General features: G+C 66.2%; 16 protein-coding genes and 3 tRNA genes. 7 read left to right on the top strand and 12 right to left on the bottom strand.

Features of this window, described 5'->3' with window-relative positions:
• The 5 genes from X803_RS17975 to X803_RS0105305 form a co-directional block, all read right to left on the bottom strand.
• Positions 1-2,144: DEAD/DEAH box helicase (locus tag X803_RS17975; protein ID WP_035778024.1), on the bottom strand; the 2,144-nt coding region annotated here is incomplete at its 3' end.
• Positions 2,145-2,220: 76 nt separating this feature from the next.
• Positions 2,221-2,913: a DUF4232 domain-containing protein gene (locus X803_RS0105320; protein ID WP_051470490.1), complete on the bottom strand. Its 693-nt coding sequence runs from the start codon at positions 2,911-2,913 to the stop codon at positions 2,221-2,223.
• A gap of 82 nt (positions 2,914-2,995) precedes the next feature.
• Positions 2,996-3,730 carry a YcnI family copper-binding membrane protein gene (locus X803_RS0105315; protein ID WP_026544327.1) on the bottom strand — a complete coding sequence of 245 codons (735 nt, stop codon included), beginning with the start codon at positions 3,728-3,730 and terminating at the stop codon, positions 2,996-2,998.
• 89 nt (positions 3,731-3,819) lie between these two features.
• Complete coding sequence (locus X803_RS17970) at positions 3,820-4,419, bottom strand: hypothetical protein (protein WP_156929975.1); 600 nt, start codon at positions 4,417-4,419, stop codon at positions 3,820-3,822.
• A gap of 104 nt (positions 4,420-4,523) precedes the next feature.
• Positions 4,524-4,991, bottom strand: a complete 468-nt coding sequence (locus tag X803_RS0105305; RefSeq protein WP_026544326.1) for a 23S rRNA (pseudouridine(1915)-N(3))-methyltransferase RlmH — start codon at positions 4,989-4,991, stop codon at positions 4,524-4,526.
• Between the two features lie 72 nt (positions 4,992-5,063).
• Here X803_RS0105305 and X803_RS0105300 point away from each other — a divergent pair, with 72 nt between their 5' ends.
• Entirely contained in the window at positions 5,064-5,831 is a 768-nt protein-coding gene (locus X803_RS0105300) for a type 1 glutamine amidotransferase domain-containing protein (RefSeq protein ID WP_026544325.1), read from the top strand.
• Positions 5,832-5,901: 70 nt separating this feature from the next.
• Here X803_RS0105300 and X803_RS0105295 read toward each other — a convergent pair.
• A tRNA-Ser gene (locus X803_RS0105295) sits at positions 5,902-5,991 on the bottom strand.
• Positions 5,992-6,061: 70 nt separating this feature from the next.
• The gene (tadA, locus tag X803_RS0105290) at positions 6,062-6,541 is read right to left on the bottom strand and encodes a tRNA adenosine(34) deaminase TadA (protein ID WP_026544324.1); all 480 of its coding nucleotides are present in this window, start codon (positions 6,539-6,541) and stop codon (positions 6,062-6,064) included.
• Positions 6,542-6,563: 22 nt separating this feature from the next.
• Here tadA and upp point away from each other — a divergent pair, with 22 nt between their 5' ends.
• From upp to X803_RS0105275, 3 genes are all read left to right on the top strand, one after another.
• Positions 6,564-7,199 (top strand): uracil phosphoribosyltransferase, encoded by a 636-nt coding sequence (gene upp / locus X803_RS0105285; protein ID WP_026544323.1) that lies wholly within the window; start codon positions 6,564-6,566, stop codon positions 7,197-7,199.
• Positions 7,200-7,649: 450 nt separating this feature from the next.
• Positions 7,650-8,492 (top strand): winged helix-turn-helix domain-containing protein, encoded by an 843-nt coding sequence (locus X803_RS0105280; RefSeq protein ID WP_026544322.1) that lies wholly within the window; start codon positions 7,650-7,652, stop codon positions 8,490-8,492.
• Between the two features lie 31 nt (positions 8,493-8,523).
• The gene (locus tag X803_RS0105275) at positions 8,524-9,048 is read left to right on the top strand and encodes a SixA phosphatase family protein (RefSeq protein WP_026544321.1); all 525 of its coding nucleotides are present in this window, start codon (positions 8,524-8,526) and stop codon (positions 9,046-9,048) included.
• A gap of 73 nt (positions 9,049-9,121) precedes the next feature.
• Here the strand turns inward: X803_RS0105275 and X803_RS0105270 are convergent, their stop codons facing one another.
• Both X803_RS0105270 and X803_RS0105265 read right to left on the bottom strand, forming a co-directional pair.
• Positions 9,122-10,534: a dihydrolipoyl dehydrogenase family protein gene (locus tag X803_RS0105270; RefSeq protein WP_026544320.1), complete on the bottom strand. Its 1,413-nt coding sequence runs from the start codon at positions 10,532-10,534 to the stop codon at positions 9,122-9,124.
• Between the two features lie 112 nt (positions 10,535-10,646).
• Positions 10,647-10,722: transfer RNA gene (locus tag X803_RS0105265), tRNA-Arg, on the bottom strand.
• A gap of 292 nt (positions 10,723-11,014) precedes the next feature.
• On the opposite strand from X803_RS0105265, the gene X803_RS0105260 reads away from it, so the two are divergent.
• Entirely contained in the window at positions 11,015-12,874 is a 1,860-nt protein-coding gene (locus X803_RS0105260; RefSeq protein ID WP_026544319.1) for a phosphoenolpyruvate carboxykinase (GTP), read from the top strand.
• Positions 12,875-12,946: 72 nt separating this feature from the next.
• Here X803_RS0105260 and X803_RS0105255 read toward each other — a convergent pair whose 3' ends face one another.
• A complete protein-coding gene (locus X803_RS0105255) occupies positions 12,947-14,353 on the bottom strand; it encodes a phosphomannomutase/phosphoglucomutase (RefSeq protein WP_026544318.1) in 1,407 nt (468 codons plus the stop codon).
• Between the two features lie 123 nt (positions 14,354-14,476).
• Between X803_RS0105255 and X803_RS0105250 the strand changes: the two genes are divergently transcribed.
• The gene (locus X803_RS0105250; RefSeq protein ID WP_026544317.1) at positions 14,477-16,591 is read left to right on the top strand and encodes a RecQ family ATP-dependent DNA helicase; all 2,115 of its coding nucleotides are present in this window, start codon (positions 14,477-14,479) and stop codon (positions 16,589-16,591) included.
• Positions 16,592-16,672: 81 nt separating this feature from the next.
• Here the strand turns inward: X803_RS0105250 and X803_RS0105245 are convergent.
• Together X803_RS0105245 and X803_RS0105240 are read right to left on the bottom strand one after the other, a co-directional pair.
• Positions 16,673-16,760, bottom strand: a tRNA-Ser gene (locus X803_RS0105245).
• A gap of 65 nt (positions 16,761-16,825) precedes the next feature.
• Entirely contained in the window at positions 16,826-18,916 is a 2,091-nt protein-coding gene (locus tag X803_RS0105240; protein ID WP_026544358.1) for a prolyl oligopeptidase family serine peptidase, read from the bottom strand.
• 87 nt (positions 18,917-19,003) lie between these two features.
• Between X803_RS0105240 and X803_RS0105235 the strand changes: the two genes are divergently transcribed.
• On the top strand, positions 19,004-21,376 hold the full coding sequence (locus X803_RS0105235; RefSeq protein WP_051470488.1) for an ATP-binding cassette domain-containing protein: 2,373 nt from the start codon (positions 19,004-19,006) through the stop codon (positions 21,374-21,376).
• Positions 21,377-21,429: the final 53 nt, after the last annotated feature.

Below are 21,429 nucleotides of genomic sequence, written 5' to 3'. Positions count from 1 at the left end.
CAGGGCGCATGCACGGGCATACCGAACGGGCTGTGCAGGACAACCCGCCAGTCACCGAGCTCATCATGGAAGCGTTCCACCACCAGGGTGCGGTCGCTCGGCACCACTTCCGTGGACTGCTGCTGCTCGCGCAGGTAGGTCAGGAGGTTGCCGGCCGCCCACTCGTCCAGCCCGCTGGCACGGCAACGGGCTGCGGCGTCTTCGTCCGATGCGTTGGAGAGTTCACGGACAAACCTCCCGAGCGCCCGCCCGAGCTCCACGGGCCGGCCGAGCGAGTCACCCTTCCAGAACGGCAGCTTGCCGGGCTGCCCGAAGGCGGGGGAGACCAGCACCCGGTCATGCGTGATGTCCTCGATCCGCCAGCTCGTGGCGCCGAGGGCGAAGACGTCACCCACGCGGGACTCGTAGACCATTTCCTCGTCCAGCTCACCGACCCGCCGGCCGCCGCGGTTGGAGCCGGCATCTTCGGATCCGACGAGGTAGACACCGAACAGCCCGCGGTCGGGGATGGTGCCGCCCGAGGTGACGGCCAGCCGTTGTGCGCCGGGCCGGCCCGTGATGGTGCCTTCCACCCGGTCCCAGATGATGCGGGGCCGCAGCTCGGCGAACTCGTCCGACGGGTACCGTCCCGCGAGAAGGTCCAGGGTGGCATCGAAGGCGGAGCGCGGGAGAGTGGCAAACGGGGCGGACCTGCGCACGACGTCGAACCACTCCTCGACGTCGATGGTTTCCAGCGCGGTGGCCGCGACCGTCTGCTGGGCCAGGATGTCCAGCGGGTTGGTGGGAATGTAGAGCGGCTCGATCTGGCCGGCCAGCATCCGCTCGACCGTGACGGCGGTGTTCAGCAGATCCCCGCGGTGCTTCGGGAAGAGCACGCCCTCGGAAACTTCACCCACCTGGTGGCCGGCCCGGCCGACTCGCTGCAACCCGCTGGCCACGGAGTGCGGCGATTCCACCTGGATCACCAGGTCCACCGCACCCATGTCGATGCCCAGTTCCAACGACGACGTCGCCACCACACAGCGCAGCCGGCCGGACTTCAGGTCATCCTCGATCAGGGCGCGCTGGTCCTTGGAAACGGACCCGTGGTGGGCGCGGGCCAGCAGCGGCTCCGCGCCTTCGGTCTGCCCGGCCTGGGCCATCAGTTCCGCCGGAGGGCGCTTCGGCTCCGGTGTGCCGGACGGAGCTGGGGCCTCGCCGGGCGCATCCCAGAAGGAGGCGGCCTCCAGCCGTTCGGCGTGGATTTCATTCAGGCGTGCGGTGAGCCGTTCGGCCAGGCGGCGCGAGTTCGCAAAGACAATCGTTGACCGCTTGGTCTCGATCAGGTCAACAATTTTCTCCTCCACGTGCGGCCAGATACTGGGCGAGGGAGTGGGGCCGTCGTCGTCGTCGTTAGTCGGTGCGCCGCCCAGCTCCGTCATGTCCTCCACCGGGACGGTGACCGTGAGGTCCCACGACTTCTTTGAGGGTGGGGCCACGATCTCCACCGGCGCGTTCCCGGCGAGGAAACGGGCCACTGTTTCCTTCGGTTCAACGGTTGCCGAGAGTCCGATGCGCTGCACGGGTTTGTCCAGCATCGCGTCCAGCCGGGCGAGGGATACCGCGAGGTGCGCACCCCGCTTGGTTCCGGCCACGGCGTGGACCTCGTCGATGATGACCGTGTCCAGGTCCGTCAGGGTTTCCCGTGCCCTGGAGGTGAGCATCAGGAAGAGCGATTCCGGCGTGGTGATCAGGATGTCCGGTGGCCGGGTGAGCAGGGCACGGCGCTCGGCCTGCGGGGTGTCTCCGGAGCGTACGCCCACGGTGACGGACGGCGCAGGCAGCTCCAGCCGCTTGGCGGTCTGCGTGATGCCGATCAGCGGCGCGCGCAGGTTGCGTTCCACGTCAACGCCGAGGGCCTTCAGCGGTGAGATGTAGAGGACGCGGGTGGACCGCTTGCCCTCGATCGGACGGGCAATGAAGCTGTCCAGCGCCCACAGGAACGCCGCGAGGGTTTTACCCGAACCGGTCGGCGCAACCACGAGCGCGTGCGACCCGGCGGACACCGCGTTCCAGGCGCCCTCCTGGGCAGGAGTGGGTGCGGAGAAGGCGCCCGCGAACCACTGGCGTGTGGCGGGCGTGAATTTCTCAAGCACCGATGTCATCGCTTCATCATCTCCTACCCCTCCGACATTCTGTCAGCTGGAAAGGAGCGCGCAGCGCGGTGCGTCGGCGGCGGTGCTAGGGGGAGAGCGGCTTGGTGGGAGCCACCGTCATCAGCACGATGTCCTCGGACGCACAGGCGGTGCCCGCCTGGTCGACGATCAGCGAGGCGGTGTCATTCGGCGGATACACGCGCAGCCCCACGGCGTCCGTCAGGATGCAGTCCGCACCGTAATTCTGGGCGTTGGTCTGCTTCACCGGCGCAACCGCTGACTCGCCCGGCGCCAGGACCACTTCGGGGGACTGCGCCGGCTCCCGGTCGGCGGGAGCTCCCACCTGGTTACCCGCGGCGTCCACGTAGGAGACCCCCGGGTACCCGGTGATCTCGCATTGTTCGTCTGCCGTGTTGGTGAAGATGATCTGCCGGTACACGCTTCCCGCCGCGCCGCCGCCCATCTCTGTTTCGAGGACGGCGCTCAGCATGTCGGAGGTGCACACGCCGTCCGCTGCGGCCGCCGTCGGGCTCGCCTCCGGGGACTCCGAGGCGGACTCGGACGGGGAGGGTTCGCTGCTCTCGCTGGGCTCGGCGGACGCTGATTCTGAGTCCTCGGGCGTGGGCTCGGCCTCGGCAGTGGTCTGTCCGGCGCTCGCCGACGGTTCCGGACTGGTCTCTTCTGCGGCCGGATCACCGGCGCCGCATCCGGACAGGGCGAGAGCCCCAAGGGTTGCGGCGGCAGCAAGCAGGCGGGGCACGGATACGCGAGTGGTCATAAAACCACCCTGCTGGGGAAGACTCCCTGCGTCAATCAGCCCCGGCGGCGCGGTGCCGATTGACGCAGGGATTGTTATGGCACTATCCCTTGGCTGTCCGGGTGCGCAGCAGCGCCGCGACGCCCGCGATGAGGCCGAGCACGCCGGCACCCAGCCCCACATAACCGGCGGTCGCCGCGCCGGAGGAGTCCTCGCTGGCAGCCGACGCGCTTTCAAAGTCAGTGGCCTCGGCCGGCTGCTCTTCAGCTGTCGGCTCCTGGTCTTCGGAGTGCCCGTGCTCCTCCGCCCCGGTCAGCGTGATGGTCGGCGCAGGAGCGTCGAGACTGTGGGGGTCCTCTCCGTCAGCGGGGATCTCGGCCCAGTCGGTCTCGCCTTCCACACAGCTTTGCAGGACGGGGAACGCCAGGGTCTCGCCCTCCCGGTCCGGAAGCTGGACCGAGATATCGAACTGCTGGAGGTAGCCGTCCTCCACCGGTGTCTCGGCTGTGTACACGATCTGCCCGACGCGCTCGGTGACGCTGCTTCCGTTGTCCAGGGTCAGCGGCTCATCGAGTGTTTCGGTGACTTTCTCAACCGTCCACCCGGGAACGATTTCCGGTTTGGCGTCCACCAGCGGTTCCGGCAGGGAGATGGTCAGCTTGTTGGTGGGCGAGCCGTCGCAGTCGTGGGAGAACCCGACGGTGAGCAGTGCGTGGGCGCCTGCGGCGGTGGTGTCGGGCTTGATGGTGACGTGTGCTGCCGCTCCGGCGAGCCCGAAGCCCATCAGGGCGGTGGTTGTGGCGGCAGCGGTCAGGGTACGGCGAACTGAAGTCTTCATGGTGTTACCTCTCAGGGGGTGCCGTCCGGGAACGGCCTAAAAAGGGGAGGGCGCTGGAAAACGCCGGTGAAACTGGAGAGCCGGTGGGACTAGAGAGAGGTAGCCAGGGGTGGGCCGCGCAGCGGCCTGACAGTGAGGAGCGGCTCGAGGTAGCTGCGGACGGGAGCGTCGGGAAAGACCGGAAGGTCCGCGGGCGGCGGGAACACAACCAGCCGCGGCAGGGCCACCAGCGGCCGAAGCCACTGGGCCACCAGTTCCAGCGCGGTCTCCCCGTAATAGAGCATCAGGGCGGTGGCGACGACGGCGCCGGCATGCGCCGCAAACATCAGCGGATTGTCCAGCAGCGAGGAGGCGTGCGCGTGCTCCATGCCACCCGCCGGAGCGCAGTGGACCTGCTGCGGACCGAAGTGGGCACGGGAGGAGGGGACGCACGCCGCCGTCGTCGTCAGTGTTGAAAAGGCTTCATGAAGGAGGACCTGGCCGGCTCCCAGGACGCCGAGCACGGACGGAAGCGACAGCTTTCTCCGCGACAGGACAGTGGCTGCCAGCACAGTGGTCACGGCGAGCGTGCCGAGAATGAGCGGATCCGGAAGGGCAGCACCTCCGGCGATGTGCGCACCGGCAGCCAGCAGGAAGACGACGCCGGCGGTCACCGCTGCGCGCATCATCCGCACTTGGTTACTGGTCACCCGGCCTCCTTCCTGTTCTATCGCCCGTAGTTCTACCGCACGTAGAAGAAACCTTGCAGTCCCACTTTATTCGCTGCCGGTGACGATCCGGCTCGGTTGAATGCCTACTCGTGATGGTAGGGACGGCGCCCTGCAATTTCCTGGGACCGGTAGACCTGTTCAGCCAGGATGAGCCGGACCAGCTGGTGCGGGAAGACCAGGGGCGAGAGAGACCAGATGAAGTCGGCACGCTGGTGGACTTCGGGGTTGACTCCGTACGCTCCGCCGATGATCAGGGTGATGTTGCGGGAGCTGTCGAGCGGCTGTTGGAGCCGGGCGGCGAGGGTGGGGGAGTCCACGGCTTTTCCGCGTTCATCGAGCAGGATCACGTAGTCGGCGGCGTTTTTCCCGCCGAGCCGTTCGAGGAGGCGCGCGGACTCCTCGTCCCGGGCGGCGTCGCCCTCGCGGGCAGAGTGCGGAATGAGCTGCCAGGACAGGTCAAAGGGCTTCTTGAGCCGCTTCTCGTAGCGGGCGATGCCCTCGGCCACCCAGGACTCATGTTTCCGACCGACGGCCAGTGCGCGTAATGCCATGCCTCCAACGCTACGGGAGACGCCGGAATCAGCTGGGCGTAGGGTGGAAGCCCGGACGACAAGGAGCACTTCATGAAGAAAATCCTCATGGTACTGACCAGCGTTTCCGAGCTCGGCGACACGGGTGAGAAGACCGGCTACAACGTGGCTGAGGCCGCGCATCCCTGGAAGGTCTTCAAGGATTCCGGGCACTTCGTCGACTTCGCGTCCATCCAGGGCGGCCAGCCCCCGCGGGACGAGGTGGATTCGGGTGACCCCATCCAGGTCGCCTTCACTCAGGACGAGGTCACGCGTGCCGGCCTCTACAACACAGCCCGCGTGGACGTGGTTGATCCCGACCAGTACGACGCCGTCTACCTCGTAGGCGGCCACGGCACCATGTGGGATTTCCCGGACAGCGAAGGCTTGCAGCGCCTGGTCGCCAGCGTCTACAACTCTGGCGGCGTGGTGGGCGCGGTCTGTCATGGACCTGCGGGTCTGTTGAACGTGGAACTGGACAACGGGTTCCGCCTCGTCGAGGGCCGGGAGGTGGCTGCCTTCACCAATGACGAGGAGGTCGCCGCAGGGAAGGACAAAGTCATCCCGTTCTTCCTGGCGGACCGGCTTGAGGAACAGGGCGCCACCCACCTCTCGGCGGACGTCTTCGCGGAGAAGGTGGTGGTCGACGACCGGCTGGTGACTGGGCAGAACCCGGCCTCAGCCGCAGGCGTGGCCAAGGAGATGGAGAAACTCCTGGCCGAGGCCATCCACCAGGAGAAGGCCGAGGAACAGCACGACGCCGAGGCCCTGCGCGCCGAGAAGGACGCCAGGAAGGCTGCTGCGGCAGACACCGAGCACTGACGCGTTCACCGTTTGGGCAAAACGAAACCCCTGATTCCCTTCGCGTAGAAGGGAATCAGGGGTTTTCAGCTGGCGGTGACGGTGGGATTTGAACCCACGTTGGCTTTTACACCAAACAACATTTCGAGTGTTGCACCTTCGGCCGCTCGGACACGTCACCAACGGTGCCACTTTACCGGCTGAGGTACTCCACGCCCAAAACGGGCAAGGGTGATGCCCGGAACCAGGAGTCAGGCCCTGCGCTCCGCGAAGAAATCCCGCAACAGCGCAGCGCACTCGTTCTCAAGAACCCCGGGGAACACCTCGGTCCAGTGGTTCAGCCGGCGTTCGCGCAGAACGTCGAACACGGAACCGGCCGCTCCCGCCTTCTCGTCCCAGGCCCCGAAGACCACGCGGGGAATACGAGCGAGCACACTGGCGCCCGCGCACATCGAACACGGCTCAAGCGTCACCACCAGGGTGCAGCCGTCCAGCCGCCAGGACCCCAGTGCCGCCGCAGCCCGCCGGATCGCGAGCACCTCCGCATGCGCGGTCGGATCCCCGGTTGCCTCACGTTCATTGCAGCCGGTGCCCAGCACCTCGCCGTCAGAACCGACGACGACGGCGCCGATCGGCACGTCCGCCGTCTCACCCGCCCGCCGGGCGGCCTGCAGCGCCAGCTCCATCCACGCGGCATGATCGCGCTGTGCAGGGGCAGGATGGGCTGGCATGTGCCAATGATACTTTTGAGCAATGCGCGTTCTGGTTGTCGACCATCCCCTGGTGTCCCACAAACTCACGGTCCTGAGGGACAAGAACACTCCGTCTCCGGTGTTCCGGTTGTTGACGGAGGAGCTGGTGACTCTGCTGGCCTATGAGGCTACCCGGGATGTGCGCGTTGAGCCGGTCCAGATCGAGACCCCGGTGACCTCCGCCGTCGGAACCGGCCTGGTTAAGCCGACGCCGCTCGTGGTTCCCATCCTCCGTGCGGGGCTGGGCATGCTGGAAGGCATGACCCGCCTGGTCCCCACCGCGGAAGTGGGTTTCCTCGGCATGGCCCGCAACGAGGAAACCCTCGAAGCCATTACCTACGCCGAGCGGCTGCCGGATGACCTCACCGGCCGGCAGGTATTTGTCCTCGACCCCATGCTCGCCACCGGCGGCACCCTCCGCGAGGCAATCAAGTTCCTGTTCCGCCGGGGCGCAGCGGATGTCACCTGCATCTGCCTTCTGGCGGCGCCGGAGGGCCTGGAGGCACTCAGACAGGAACTCGAGGGTGCCAACGTCACCATCGTCCTCGCGTCCATCGACGAAAAGTTGAATGAGAACGCCTACATCGTGCCCGGTCTGGGCGACGCCGGAGACCGTCTGTACGGCGTCGTCGGCTAACCGGACGGCCGTCCACTATCCGGGCAACCGGCTAAACGCCTTCACGGGCAACCGGTTCACTTTCCGGACAATTCATCCGTTTCCTCCACGCAGCGAGACAATTCGTCCAACATGCTGCCGGAAACATGGCAGCGGGTTGACATTCTGTCTGCACGCTCAGCCGTCCAGAATGCGGACGCTCTACCATTGTTACTTGTGCGTAGCGGATTGTTACGTGCAATAATTCGGATTGTGAACACCAACTCAGCAGCATCTGCAGCCGCAGCCTATTCCCCGGACGTCCTGTCCGCGCAGGGATCCCGCTGCTGTCGAATGTGCGCGTAACGGTTTACCCCACCCTCTTACGCATTCCTGGCCCAACGGCGGGCTCCACCAGAAGCTCCATCTCGACCGGGCACACCCCTGCATTCGAGCCGTGATGACGGCGATTCACCTTGAGGTTGTTTAGACATGACCGTTTCTTCCGGATACGTCCACATTTCCCTCCGCAACGCGCAGAACCGCGCCGGCATCCAGCGACAGGCCTACGGGCAGCGCCCCGGAATTCCGAGCTACAGCCAGCCGGCTGCAGCCGCATACTCACCGGCCTACGGGCAGCTCCAGTCCGTGCCGTCTCCCGCGGAATCGGCGCAGCCCATCACCGCACCGGTTCCCGTGGTCACTCCGAATGGGATCCCAGGCCCCCAGGCGGTCACCGGCGACACCACCGCACGCGGCTTTGTCCTGTACGTCGCACTCGATGAGGACACCGCCGCCGAGCATGACACCACGCTGAGCAAGCTGGCACAGGACGTGCGCGCCTATGTCCGCACCCTCGTGCCCGGCGCCCAGAGCCACGCCGCCGTTGCGCTCGCCCCGGCAGATGCGGTGGGAACCGATATCGACGTCGTCCGGCAGGCCCTCGGTGACCCGACGGTGAACCGCCGGCCGCGCACCGAGCAGCAGCCCACTCCGCCGCCGGCCCCGCGCCCCACCGGGGTGCTGATCGATCTTTCCCGCCGTGAAGTGCACCTCGACGGCGACATCCTGAACCTGACGTTCAAGGAATTCGAACTCCTCAACTACCTCGTGGAGAACGCCTCCCGGACCGTCGGGCGCGAGGAGCTCCTGAGCGGGCTGTGGCGCAACGCCGATGAGGTGCCCAACGAACGCACCATCGACGTGCACATCCGCCGGCTGCGCTCAAAGCTTGGCCGGCTGGCAAACACGGTCCGGACGGTTCGCGGGCAGGGCTACCGCTTCTACGAGCACCCAGAGGTTGTTGTGTGGGCTGCTCCGGAGTACTCGATCTAGGCTGCCGCTCCGCACAAAGTAGGGTGAGGGAATGTCCTCCCACCATCTGAAGCGCCTGATGCTCCTGCGGCATGCGAAGTCGGACTGGCATGGCGATGTCACGGACCACGAGCGGCCGCTCAGCGGCCGCGGTCATCGTGACGCGCCGCTGATTGGCCGCTGGATGGTGGAGAACAGCGCCGTCCCGGACCTCATCCTCACCTCCACCGCGCTGCGCGCCCGGCAGACCTGCATCTGGGTGTGCCAGGAACTGGGGGAGAAGGCTCCGACGCCGCGGCTCGAGCCGAAGCTCTACGGGGCCAGCGCCACTGAGATGCTCACGGTGATCAACCAGGTGCCCGAAACCGCGACGAGCGTCCTGGTTATTTCGCACCTCCCAGGCATCCAGAACCTGGCCATGCGGCTCGCGTCGGTCGACTCGGATGAGGACGCCGTCGTCGATCTTGCCACCCACTATCCGACGGCGGGACTCACCGTCCTCAGCCATGCCGGGGAGTGGGCGGAACTGGACGGGCGAGACGCCGAGGTGACGGACTTCGTGGTTCGCCGCGCCTGAATCGCGCCTGAGCCGGTGCCGGGATCAGGACCGCGCCCGAGCCGCGCCCGAGGCGGCGCCGAATCGAATCAGGCTAGAGGCCGTACTTCTCCAGCAGCCGCAGCCATACCTCGCTGATGGTCGGATAGGCAGGCACCGCATGCCACAGCCGCTCCAGCGGGACTTCACCGGCAATGGCGATGGTTGCCGCATACAGGAGTTCGGCAACGTCTGGTCCGGCGAAGGTCACGCCGACCAGCACCTTCCGATCCTCGTCCACCACCATCTGCGCCCAGCCCTCGTAGCCGTCAGCGTGGAGTGAGGACCCGGCAACCGCCAGCTCCAGTGATGTTTCGGTGACGTTCAGCCCGTCCTTCCGTGCGGCCTCGAGTGTCCGGCCCGCCATGGCTATCTCGGGATCGGTGAAGACAACCTGGGGGACCGCGTAGACGTCCGCCGTGGCCGCGAAGGCGCTCCACTTCTGCGGCGGTCCATCCAGCGTCCCGTTGGCGCGGGCAACGACGGCATCGCCCATTATGCGAGCCTCATACTTCCCCTGATGGGTCAGCAGCACCTTCCCGGCGGCGTCGCCCACCGCATAGAGCCACGGGTGGGTGACGACCTGACCGGATTCATCCGTGTCGAGCTGCCGGGTCTCCAGTCCGAGTCCTTCGAGGCCCAGCCCGGCCAGCGCCGGGTGCCGGCCGGTGGCCACCAGGAGCTTCTCCGACTCCACCACCGTGTCGCCGGCCAGTGTCACCCGGAAGCGGTCGCCGTCGTAAGCAACGGATTCTGTGGCGGTACGCAGGTGGAGGGTCACGCCGTCGTGCTCCAAGCCCTGCTGCACCAGACGGACAGCGGGTTCCGGGTAGTTGCCCAGCAGGGCGCTGCGGGCGACCAGGGTGACCTTCGAACCGAGCCGGGCGTACGCCTGGGCAAGTTCCGTGCCGGCAACGCCGCCGCCCAGCACCGTGAGGCTCTCCGGAATTTCCTTCGCGGAGGTCGCCTCCCGTGTACCCCAATACGTCAGGCCCTCAAGACCGTCGATGGGCGGAACGGACGGGACGGATCCGGTAGCGAGAACGACGGCGTGGCGCGCAATGAGCGTGGTGGCGCCGTCGTCGGTGGTTACCTCCACCCGACGCTCACCGGTGAGGCGCGCCGTCCCTCGGAGCAGGGTGATCCCCGTGGCGTTGACCCAGTCGACCTGGGAGGAGTCGTCCCAGTGGGAGGTGAAGCTGTCGCGGCGGGCGAGCACTTCCTGGGTGTCGAGAGCGCCGGTGACTGCTTCCCGTGCGCCGGCCACGGAACGGGCGGCGTGCAGCGCGGTCCCGGAGCGCAGCAGTGCCTTGGACGGCATGCACGCCCAGTAGGAGCATTCGCCGCCCACCAGTTCCGATTCCACCAGGACGGCGGACAGTCCACCGCGGACAACGCGGGCGGCAGCATTCTCGCCGACGGCGCCGGCTCCAATAACAACGACGTCGGTACTCTGCTCTGCGCTCATGGTCCCGAGCCTGTCACCCGGCCGACGGCGGGGCAAGCAGTTTGCGTGGGAAAGGTCCGGGCCCGGGCTGCGGGCACAAAAAAACCGCCCCGGTAACCCGGGGCGGTTTGGCTGGTGCGCGCGAAGGGATTCGAACCCCCAACCTTCTGATCCGTAGTCAGATGCTCTATCCGTTGAGCTACGCACGCATTCAAAAGCCGGTTTGAAAGACTTTCTCAGGCCGTTTGGCCGTAGATAACTTTACAGCCATTCGGAACCTAATGCTAATTGGGGCGACCCGGCGGCCTTCTACCGATCGGTAGTATAGACCGGTCTACGTGACCTTCGTCACAAGAGGGCAGGTATTTGGATAGTGAAAACCGCAGAAACTCGCGGATCAGCGTGTACCTCAAATCAACTTTACGCCCGCGGCGATGGAATTCAGCCGGAAGCCCGCCCCTAGCATCAATACACACCATCCACCCAACGAAGGGACGAGAAATGGGCGATTCCGCGCGACAGCCGCTGCTCGCTGACCGAGCGACTGACCGGGACGCAGCCTCCGCTGCGCCGACAACCCATCAGGGCCTGTTGGCCTGGGTTGAGGAAACTGCCGCGCTGACGCAGCCGGACCGGGTGTATTGGGTCAACGGATCCGAGGAGGAGAACCACCAGCTCAGCGACGAGCTCGTCTCCGCAGGCACCTTCAAACGCCTCAACCCCGAACTTTTCCCCAACTCCTTCGCGGCGTTCTCCGACCCGGCCGATGTTGCCCGAGTCGAAGAGCAGACTTTCATCTGCTCACGGAATGAACGCGACGCTGGGTTCACCAACAACTGGATGGACCCGGACGCCATGAAGGAAAAGCTGCGGGGCCTGTTCGCCGGCTCGATGCGCGGCCGGACCATGTACGTCATCCCCTTCGTCATGGGACACCTTGACGCCCCGAGCCCCAAGTTCGGTGTCGAGATTACGGACAGCGCTTACGTGGTGACGTCCATGCGCATCATGGCGACCATCGGCACCGAGGTCCTCGACCGGATGACCGAACTCAATGCGGACTTTGTGCCGGCGCTGCATTCCGTGGGCGCACCGCTCGAACCGGGTCAGCAGGACGTCGCGTGGCCGTGCAACGAGGAGAAGTGGATTGTCCACTTCCCTGAAGAGCGGTCCATCTGGTCCTTCGGATCCGGCTACGGCGGAAACGCGCTGCTCGGCAAGAAGTGCTACGCGCTGCGCATCGCCTCGGTCATGGCCAGGGACGAGGGCTGGCTGGCCGAGCACATGCTCATCCTCAAGCTCACCTCGCCGCAGAACAAGACGTACTACCTGTCGGCGGCGTTCCCCTCGGCATGCGGCAAGACGAACCTCGCACTCCTCGACCCGACGATCGAGGGCTGGAAGGTCGAGACACTCGGCGACGACATCACCTGGATGCGATTCGGCAAGGAGGGTGAACTCCGTGCCGTCAACCCGGAGGCGGGCCTGTTCGGGGTTGCGCCCGGCACCGGCTGGCACACCAACCCCAACGCCATGCGCGCCATCGCCAAGGGCAATTCCATCTTCACCAATGTGGCACTGACCGACGACGGCGGTGTCTGGTGGGAGGGCATGACCGAGGAAGTGCCGGCGCACCTCACGGACTGGCAGGGCAACGAGTGGACGCCGTCGTCGGACGCTCCGGCCGCGCACCCCAACGCCCGGTTCTGCACGCCCATCGACCAGATCGACATGCTGGCCGAGGAGTTCAACGACCCCGAAGGAGTCGAGCTGTCAGCGATCCTGTTCGGCGGACGGCGCAAGACCACGGTGCCCCTGGTCACACAGTCCCGCGACTGGACCAACGGCATCTTCATGGGCTCCACACTGTCCTCGGAGACCACTGCCGCGGCTGCCGGTGCGGTTGGCCGGGTGCGCCGCGACCCGATGGCGATGCTTCCCTTCATGGGGTACGACGCCGGTGATTACCTCAGCCACTGGCTGAAAGTCAGCGGTCAGGCGAACCAGGAGCGGCTGCCGAAGATCTTCCTGGTCAACTGGTTCCGACGCACAGCCGACGGCGGCTTTGCCTGGCCCGGCTTCGGCGACAACTCGCGCGTGCTCAAGTGGATCATTGAGCGCCTGGAGGGCGAGGCGGAAGCCGTCGAGACACCGATCGGGTATGTCCCTGCCCCGGATTCACTCGACCTGACAGGACTCGACATGGCCCCGCAGGATGTTGAGCAGGCCGTCCGGGTCGATGCGGAAGAGTGGGCTGCCGAGCTCGAGGGCATCGAGCAGTGGTACCAGCAGTTCGGCGATTCGCTGCCCGCGGAGCTTTCCGCGGAGCTGCAGCGGCTCAAGGAGCGGTTCGCCGCCTAGCAGCCGCTTCCGCAGGAGTGTGGCCGGTTCCGTGCAGCAGCGCGGTGCCGGCCGCACGGCTTTCCGGCTCCGTTACCGGCGGATCTGCTCAAGGACGGCATCGGTGAGGGTTTCCAGGGTGTCGGGGTTTTCCGCCTCGGCGTTCAGCCTCAGGAACGGTTCAGTGTTGGACGCCCGGAGGTTGAACCACCAGGAGCCGTCGGCAGCGGTGAAGGTGAGGCCGTCAACCTCGTCCACGGTGACGCCGTCGCTCTCGAATTCCTGCCGGACCCGGGCGGTGGCGGCTTCAACGTCGTCAAGCCGGGTGTTGATCTCCCCGGAGGCGAAGTAGGGCTCGTATTCCTTACCGAGTGCGGACAGCGGCCGGTCCTGTTCGCCGAGCGCGGCGAGTACATGCATGGCCGCCAGCATCCCCGTATCAGCGTTCCAGAACTCCCGGAAGTAGTAGTGGGCGGAGTGCTCACCGCCGAAAACCGCGCCCTCCTCGGCCATGACGGCCTTGATGAACGAGTGGCCCACGCGGGTGCGTACCGGCCGGGCGCCTTCCGCACGCACGAGTTCCGGCACCGCACGCGAGGTGATCAGGTTGTGGATGATGACCGGTTCCACCTCCCCGGCAGCCTGGGCACGGCGGATCTCCCTGCGCGCAACCATGCCGGTGACAGCACTGGGTGAGAGCGGCTCACCCAGTTCGTCGATGACAAAGCACCGGTCCGCGTCGCCGTCGAATGCCAGGCCGAGGTCCGCGCCGTTGCTGACGACCGCCTGCTTCAGGTCCCGCAGGTTTTCAGGTTCCAGCGGGTTCGCCGGATGGTTGGGGAAAGAACCGTCGAGCTCGAAATACAGCGGAATGATGTCCAGAGGCAGCGCGCTGAGGTATTCGGCGCCGAGGACGGCCGGGGTGGTGAGTCCGGCCATGCCGTTACCGGCATCCACAACCACCTTCAGCGGACGGATTCCGGACAGGTCAACCAGCGAACGCAGGTATTCCGCGTAATCCTTCAGCACATCCCGGGAAGAGGTTGACCCCCGCCGGTCCGCTTCCGGGATGGTGCCCTCGGCGAGGTACCGTTCAGCGCCTTCCCGCACCTCGGCAAGCCCCGTCTCAGAGGACATCGGCACAGCGCCTGGCCGGGACATCTTCATCCCGTTGTATTGCGCAGGATTATGGCTGGCGGTGAAGGTGACACCCGCCGCGTTGTAGATCCCGCTGGCGTAATAGAGCTCGTCCGTGGAAATGAGGCCAAGCATCACCACATCTGCGCCCCGCGTGGTGGCTCCCTCGGCGAATGCCTCGGAAAACTCGGGCGAGGACGGACGCATGTCGCCGCCCACCAACACCGTCTCTCCGGAAAGCCCGAGGACGTCGACGAACGCCGCACCCACCGCCCTGACGGACTCCACCGTGATGGTCTCACCGACGATCCCTCGGACGTCGTAGGCCTTGAACGATGCGGAGAGGTCGATGGTTGTGTTCACGCTGGAAAGTCTAACCGCTCGGGTCCGCCGGTCCGGAGCCTGGGGAGGGCAGGACGACGGCGGTTGTCCACAGCGCATGGAACCCCGCCGGATACGTCAGTGGCAACTGCCATACTGGGGCGCATGGCTGAAACAACCACCCTGCACCAGCAGGCGCTCGCAATCCTCCAAACGCTTGTCGGACGGGATGATGCCGTCTTCCATGAGGGGCAGTTCGAGGCGATCGAAGCGCTGGTCAACGGCGGGCGCAGGGCGCTCGTGGTCCAGCGCACCGGCTGGGGAAAGTCTGCGGTGTACTTCGTGGCGAGCCTGCTGCTGCGTTCCGCCGGTGCCGGACCCACCCTCATCGTGTCGCCCCTGCTCGCGCTGATGCGGGACCAGGTGGCAGCGGCCGGGCGTGCCGGGGTGCGCGCCGCAGCGATCAACTCTGCAAACCAGACTGAGTGGCAGGAGATCACCGCCCGGCTGGACGCGGATGAGCTCGATGTTCTGCTGGTGTCGCCGGAGCGGCTGAACAATCCGATCTTCCGTGAAACCCAGCTGCCCGAGCTCGTCCGGCGCACCGGCTTGCTGGTGATTGACGAGGCCCACTGCATTTCCGACTGGGGCCATGACTTCCGCCCGGATTACCGGCGCCTCCGTGACCTCATCACGTCGCTGCCGGCCGGGGTGCCCGTGCTGGCAACCACCGCTACCGCCAACTCCCGGGTGGTCAAGGACGTCGAAGATCAGCTCGGTACGGACGGCACCGCCGTCTACACGCTGCGCGGTGAGCTTGCCCGCAAGTCGCTGCGCCTCGGGGTGCTCCGCCTGCCCAGCCCCCGTTCCCGGCTGGCATGGCTTCTGACGCACCTCGGGGACCTCCCGGGCAGCGGCATCATCTACACGCTCACTGTTTCCGCGGCTGAAGACACTGCGCGTCTGTTGCGGGAGAACGGCCATGCCGTGCTCGCCTACACCGGCCGTACCGACCCGTCGGACCGTGAGGCGGCTGAACAGTCACTGAAGAACAATGAGGTGAAGGCGCTCGTGGCCACCAGCGCCCTTGGTATGGGTTTCGACAAGCCGGATCTCGGTTTTGTGGTCCACCTCGGAGCGCCATCCTCCCCGGTTGCCTACTATCAGCAGGTCGGAAGGGCCGGTCGAGGGACCCCCAACGCGGACGTCCTGCTGCTGCCGGGAAATGAGGACCGCGAGATCTGGGAGTACTTCGCCACGGCCTCCATGCCCGCCGAGGACAAGGCGCAGCGCATTCTGGAGGAACTGGCCGGCGGCACCGTACTGTCTACCCCCGCGCTGGAAACCCGGGTGGACGTGCGGCGCTCGCCGCTGGAACTCCTCCTGAAGGTGCTGGACGTGGACGGTGCGGTGCAGAAGGTGACCGGCGGCTGGCAGGCCACGGGGAAGCCCTGGACCTACGACCGCGAGCGGTATGCACGGATATCGCAGGCCCGCGTTCATGAGCAGAACGCAATGCTCGACTACGAGAACACCGAAAAATGCCGGATGGAGTTCCTCGCGGCGGCGCTCGATGATCCCGCTGCTGCACCATGCGGCCGGTGCGACAACTGCGCCGGCCGGTGGTACTCCGATGAGGTGTCCCCCGACGCCTCCGAGAGCGCCGGAAGCGCACTGGGCAGGGTCGGCGTCCTGCTTGAACCGAGAGGGCAGTGGCCTTCGGGGATGGACAAGCTGGGTGTGCCGGTCAAGGGGCGCATCCCGGCGGACCAGCAGCTCTCCGCCGGGCGGGCGCTCGCGCGGATGACGGACCTGGGCTGGGGCAACCGGGTACGCGAGCTCCTCGCGGACTCCTCTCCGGACGCCGCACTTGATCCGGCCGCCATCCAGGCCTGTGTCCGCGTACTTTCCGAATGGTCCTGGGACACCCGACCGGTAGGCGTGGTCAGCATGCCGTCGCGACGGCGGCCACTCCTGATCAGTTCCCTGGCCGAGGGGTTGGCCGGTGTTGGGCGCATCCCCTACCTGGGTGCCCTGCAGCTGCCGCAGGGCTGGCCGAGCGGGAGCTCCGGCGTCAACAGCGCGTTCCGCCTCGCAGCGGTCTGGGACAGGTTCGCGGTTCCCGAGGAGGGCCACGCCTGGTTTGCCGCAAACCCCGGCCCGGTGCTGCTGGTCGATGACCTGGCGGACAGCCGCTGGAGCCTTACGGTGGCCGGCCGGGCGCTCCGACAGGCAGGTGCCCAGGAGGTGCTTCCCTTCGTCCTTGCGCAGAAGGCCTAGCAGTCGTCGAGCCGGGAACCCATACAGACGAAGGGCGTCTTCGGGGATCAGCTGACCCTCGAAGACGCCCTTCGAAAAACGCGGAGACGGGGGGATTTGAACCCCCGGTAGGCTTTAGGCCCACACTTCATTAGCAGTGAAGCCCATTCGGCCGCTCTGGCACGTCTCCAGCAGCTATTACTAGCCACCCAAGACTACCCAGAACCTCAGGGCAAGAGCAAAATACCCCCGGGTCTAGAGCTGCCCGGTGAGTGCCTTCCACAGGAACTCGAAGGACATGGCGTGCATGCGCGCGGCCTGGCGGTTGTCAGACGCCCCGGCATGGCCGCCCTCAAGCGCCTCGTGGAACCACACATTCCCAACCCCGAGCGCCTTCATCCGGGCGGCCATCTTCCGTGCCTGAACAGGGCCCACCCGGTCATCACTCGTTGCCGTCCAGATCAGCGTCTCCGGGTACTTCCGGCCCTCCTGCAACTGGTGGTACGGCGAGAAAGTCTGCACGTACTCCCACTGTTCCGGCTTGTCCGGGTCGCCGTACTCGGCAATCCAGGAGTACCCGGCGGACAGCTTGGTGTACCGCTTCATGTCCAGCAGCGGAACACCGCACGAGATCGCCCCGAACAGGTGCGGGTACTGCGTGAGCATGTTGCCCACAAGTAGCCCGCCGTTGCTCCTGCCGGTGCAGCCGAGCAGTTCCGGACGTGTCACTCCACGCTCCACCAGATCCTCCGCGATGGCAGCGAAGTCCTCGTACGCCCGGTGCCGGTTGGCGTGCAGCGCAGCCTGGTGCCAGGCCGGCCCGTATTCACCCCCGCCGCGAATGTTCGCGAGTACGTACACACCCGGGCGGCCGTCCGCTGTGCGGCGTTCCAGCCAACCCCGCCCGATCACACCGCTGTACGCCGGCGTCATGGCGTGCTCAAAGCCCCCGTACCCGGAGAGCAGCGTCGGGTTGCCGCCGTCGAGCGCCAGATCCTTCGCCGCGACCTGGAAGTAAGGCACCCGCGTTCCGTCGCTGGAGACCGCGAAGTGCTGTGAGACGGTGAAGGACTCCTCGTCAAAGTACGACGGCGACGCCTTTACTTCCACATGCGTGCCGCCAATAGTGCCGCGCACCACCGTTGTGGGGGTGAGGAATCCGGTGGCGATCAGCCAGTAGTCGTTGCCGGCGTCGTCGTCCTCATCATCGACTGCGTAGGCATCCACCGCGTGCAGGGGCGGACAGGCGTCCAGCAGTTCGGCGGTCCAGGACTGTGCAGGGTTGACCACACGGATCTCCGAAGACACGTCCTTCAGGAGATTGAGCAGGAGATGATCCCGGGTCCAGCTCCAGGACTGCAGGGCTGTGTGCGCATCGGGTTCGAACACGGTGGTCAGAGCGCGCTGCCCGGCCAGGAAGTCCTCGAGCCGGGCGGCCTGGAGGGAACCGCCGCGGTACGTTACGTCGTCGAGCTCGAAATCGGTGCGCGGACGGAGCACCAGCCACTCCCGGTGAAGTGACACGTTCACGTCGTCGGGAACCTCGATGTGCACCCATTCATCCCCCCGGCGCAGGAACGTTCGGCTGGAGTAGAAATCCACGATGTGCGCGGCGATGTCCCGCTCGAACCCAGGGGTCTGGTCATGCACCACCACGGCCATCATGGAGGTTTCGGGGATCTCGAAGTACAGGCGCGCGGACTCGAGCGGTTCACCGCGGCGCAGCGTCCGCACGGTCCGCGGGTAGGAACTGGTGGTCATGGACCCCGGTCCGAAGTCCGTACCCACATGGAGGGCGTCCGGGCCGGCCCAGCTGACCCTGCTCTTCGCCACCGGAATATCGAACCCGCCCTCCACAAAGGAGCGGTCGACGACGTCGTACTCGCGGTAGCGCTGGGCATCCCCGCCGTCGGGGGAGAGCGCGATCAGCGCCCGGCGGTAGGGCCCACCGTCGGTGGGGCGAAGGAAGACCGCCCCGCCCCACACCCACTCCTGGCCCTCCGCAGCGGCCAGCGCGTCAACATCGAGCAGGACGTCCCAGTCGGGGGCATCGGTCAGGTAGCTTTCCCAGGTGGTCCGCCGCCACAGGCCCTTGGGGTGCTCCCTGTCCCGCCAGAAGTTGTAGTAGTGGTCGCCGCGCTTGACCACCATCGGAATCCTGTCGGTGGAATCGAGCACCTCAAGCAGGCGCTGTTCATCCGCGAGGAACTGGTTGTTGACAAGTTCCGCTTCCGTGACGGCGTTCTGGCTGCGCACCCATTCCAGGGGCTTCTGCCCGTAGATGTCCTCGAGCCAGAGGAACTCATCGTCGGTTGCGGAATCAGACTGCTGTGTGGTGGACGTCATACAGTTATCTTAGGCAACCTGACGCTCAGGCAGAATGCCTTCCGTACAGGTCTGCCCATCGAAGCTGCCAACTGGTTAGATGGAGCAATGCATCCTGCGGACACCCATGATCTGATCCGGGTGCAGGGCGCCCGCGAGAACAACCTCAAAGACATCAGCATTGACATCCCCAAGAGACGGCTGACGGTGTTCACTGGTGTGTCGGGCTCAGGCAAAAGTTCGCTCGTCTTTGCGACGATCGCAGCCGAATCGCAGCGGATGATCAACGAGACCTACAGCGCCTTCGTGCAGGGCTTCATGCCCACGCTGGCCCGGCCGGACGTTGATCTGCTTGAGGGGCTGACCACCGCGATCATCGTTGACCAGGAACGGATGGGCGCCAACCCGCGGTCCACCGTCGGTACGGCGACTGACGCCAACGCCATGCTGCGCATCCTCTTCAGTAGGCTCGGCTCTCCTTATGTGGGGCCACCCACCGCGTACTCCTTCAATATCCCCACCCGCAAGGCCAGCGGCGTGATGTCCACCGAGAAGGCGGGACGCGTTGAGCGGAGCGTCGTCAGCCAGGCCGTCTACCTGGGCGGCATGTGCCCGAGATGCGAGGGGATGGGAAATGTCAGCGACATCGACCGCGCCGCGCTGTATGACGAGGCAAAGTCCCTGGCGGACGGCGCCCTGACCGTCCCCGGCTACTCGATGGACGGCTGGTACGGAAGGCTGTTCGAGGGCATGGGCCTGCCGATGGACAAGCCCATTGCGAAGTTCACCAAGAAGCAGCTCGACACAATGCTGTACGCGGAACCGACCAAGATCAAGGTTGAAGGCATCAACCTCACGTTCGAGGGCATCATCCCTAAGATCCAGAAGTCCATGTTGTCCAAGGATCCCGAGGCCATGCAACCCCACGTGCGCCGGTTCGTGGAGCGGGCGGTGACCTTCCAGCGCTGCCCTGAGTGCGACGGGACGCGGCTCACCAGGGAAGCGCTGTCGTCAAAGATCAACGGGAAGAACATCGCTGAGCTCTGCTCGATGCAGATCACCGACCTGGCGGAGTGGCTGCGCGGGCTGGGAAAGGCCGGCAGCACAGCGGCACCGCTGGTGAAAGGGCTGCAGCACCTCCTGGATTCCTTCGCGGAGATCGGTCTGGGCTACCTCTCGCTCGATCGGCCGGCCGGAACGCTCTCGGGCGGCGAAGCGCAGCGGACCAAAATGATCCGCCACCTCGGCTCTTCCCTGACCGACGTCACCTACGTTTTCGACGAGCCGAGCATCGGCCTGCATCCGCATGACATCGAGCGCATGAACAAGCTGCTCCTCCAGCTTCGGGACAAGGGCAACACGGTGCTGGTGGTTGAACACAAGCCCGAGACCATCACGATCGCCGACCACGTGATCGACCTGGGGCCAGGTGCAGGCACCGCGGGCGGAACGGTGTGTTTCGAGGGCACCGTTGAAGGACTGCGCCAGACGGACACGATCACCGGACGCCACCTCGATGACCGCGCACGCGTCAAGGATGCCGTCCGTTCCTCCACGCACGCCATGGAAGTCCGGGGAGCGTCGACGCACAACCTTCGGAACGTCGACGTCGACATCCCGCTGGGCGTGCTGTGCGTCATCACGGGCGTGGCCGGCTCCGGCAAGAGCTCACTGATCCACGGGTCCGTTGCCGAACGCGACGGCGTTGTGGTGATCGACCAGGCGGCCATCCGGGGCTCACGGCGAAGCAACCCCGCCACCTACACGGGACTGCTGGAACCGATCCGCAAGTCCTTCGCCAAGGCGAACGGCGTCAAGCCCGCGCTCTTCAGCTCCAACTCCGAGGGCGCCTGCCCCACCTGCAACGGTGCCGGTGTGATCTACACCGACCTGGGCGTCATGGCCACCATGGAGTCACCCTGTGAGGAGTGCGAGGGCAGGCGGTTCCAGGCCTCGGTGCTCGAGTACACACTGGGTGGAAAGAACATCGCCGACGTCCTCGCCATGCCGGTATCGGAAGCCCGGGAATTCTTCGACACCGGGGATGCGCGCACTCCCGCGGCCTCCAGGATCCTGGACCGGATGGCCGACGTCGGGCTCGGGTACCTGAGCCTGGGCCAGCCGCTCACCACGCTCTCCGGCGGCGAGCGGCAGCGGCTGAAGCTGGCCACCCAGATGGGTGAGAAGGGCGATGTCTACGTCCTCGATGAACCGACCACCGGCCTGCACCTTGCCGACGTAGAGCAGCTGCTCAGGCTGCTGGACCGGCTCGTTGATTCGGGCAAGTCCGTGCTGGTCATCGAGCACCATCAGGCGGTGATGGCCCACGCCGACTGGATCATCGATCTCGGCCCCGGTGCAGGGCACGACGGCGGGACGGTCGTTTTCCAGGGAACGCTGGCGGACCTGGTCGCGGACCGCTCCACCCTGACCGGTGCGCATCTGGCCACCTACGTGGGGGACACGGAGCCCGCGCGCTGAACCCCGGTCCGGGCGGCCGGACCGGCCGCGCCGAACGGGGCGGGTCCGACCGG

This window comes from Arthrobacter sp. 35/47 (assembly GCF_000520475.1).
GTDB classification, from domain to species: domain Bacteria; phylum Actinomycetota; class Actinomycetes; order Actinomycetales; family Micrococcaceae; genus Arthrobacter_D; species Arthrobacter_D subterraneus.
Note: the sequence above shows the minus strand (reverse complement) of the source record. Positions and strands in the feature narration are given on the sequence as shown.

Bases quoted from the DNA above. Each gene is read 5' to 3' on its own strand.
- X803_RS0105275 (WP_026544321.1), top strand. From the start codon at position 8,524: ATGTCCTCCCACCATCTGAAGCGCCTGATGCTCCTGCGGCATGCGAAG.
- X803_RS0105240 (WP_026544358.1), bottom strand. From the start codon at position 18,916: ATGACGTCCACCACACAGCAGTCTGATTCCGCAACCGACGATGAGTTC.
- X803_RS0105235 (WP_051470488.1), top strand. From the start codon at position 19,004: ATGCATCCTGCGGACACCCATGATCTGATCCGGGTGCAGGGCGCCCGC.
- X803_RS0105300 (WP_026544325.1), top strand. From the start codon at position 5,064: ATGAAGAAAATCCTCATGGTACTGACCAGCGTTTCCGAGCTCGGCGAC.
- X803_RS0105260 (WP_026544319.1), top strand. From the start codon at position 11,015: ATGGGCGATTCCGCGCGACAGCCGCTGCTCGCTGACCGAGCGACTGAC.
- X803_RS0105280 (WP_026544322.1), top strand. From the start codon at position 7,650: ATGACCGTTTCTTCCGGATACGTCCACATTTCCCTCCGCAACGCGCAG.
- X803_RS0105315 (WP_026544327.1), bottom strand. From the start codon at position 3,730: ATGAAGACTTCAGTTCGCCGTACCCTGACCGCTGCCGCCACAACCACC.
- tadA (WP_026544324.1), bottom strand. From the start codon at position 6,541: ATGCCAGCCCATCCTGCCCCTGCACAGCGCGATCATGCCGCGTGGATG.
- X803_RS0105320 (WP_051470490.1), bottom strand. From the start codon at position 2,913: ATGACCACTCGCGTATCCGTGCCCCGCCTGCTTGCTGCCGCCGCAACC.
- upp (WP_026544323.1), top strand. From the start codon at position 6,564: ATGCGCGTTCTGGTTGTCGACCATCCCCTGGTGTCCCACAAACTCACG.
- X803_RS0105250 (WP_026544317.1), top strand. From the start codon at position 14,477: ATGGCTGAAACAACCACCCTGCACCAGCAGGCGCTCGCAATCCTCCAA.
- X803_RS0105305 (WP_026544326.1), bottom strand. From the start codon at position 4,991: ATGGCATTACGCGCACTGGCCGTCGGTCGGAAACATGAGTCCTGGGTG.
- X803_RS0105270 (WP_026544320.1), bottom strand. From the start codon at position 10,534: ATGAGCGCAGAGCAGAGTACCGACGTCGTTGTTATTGGAGCCGGCGCC.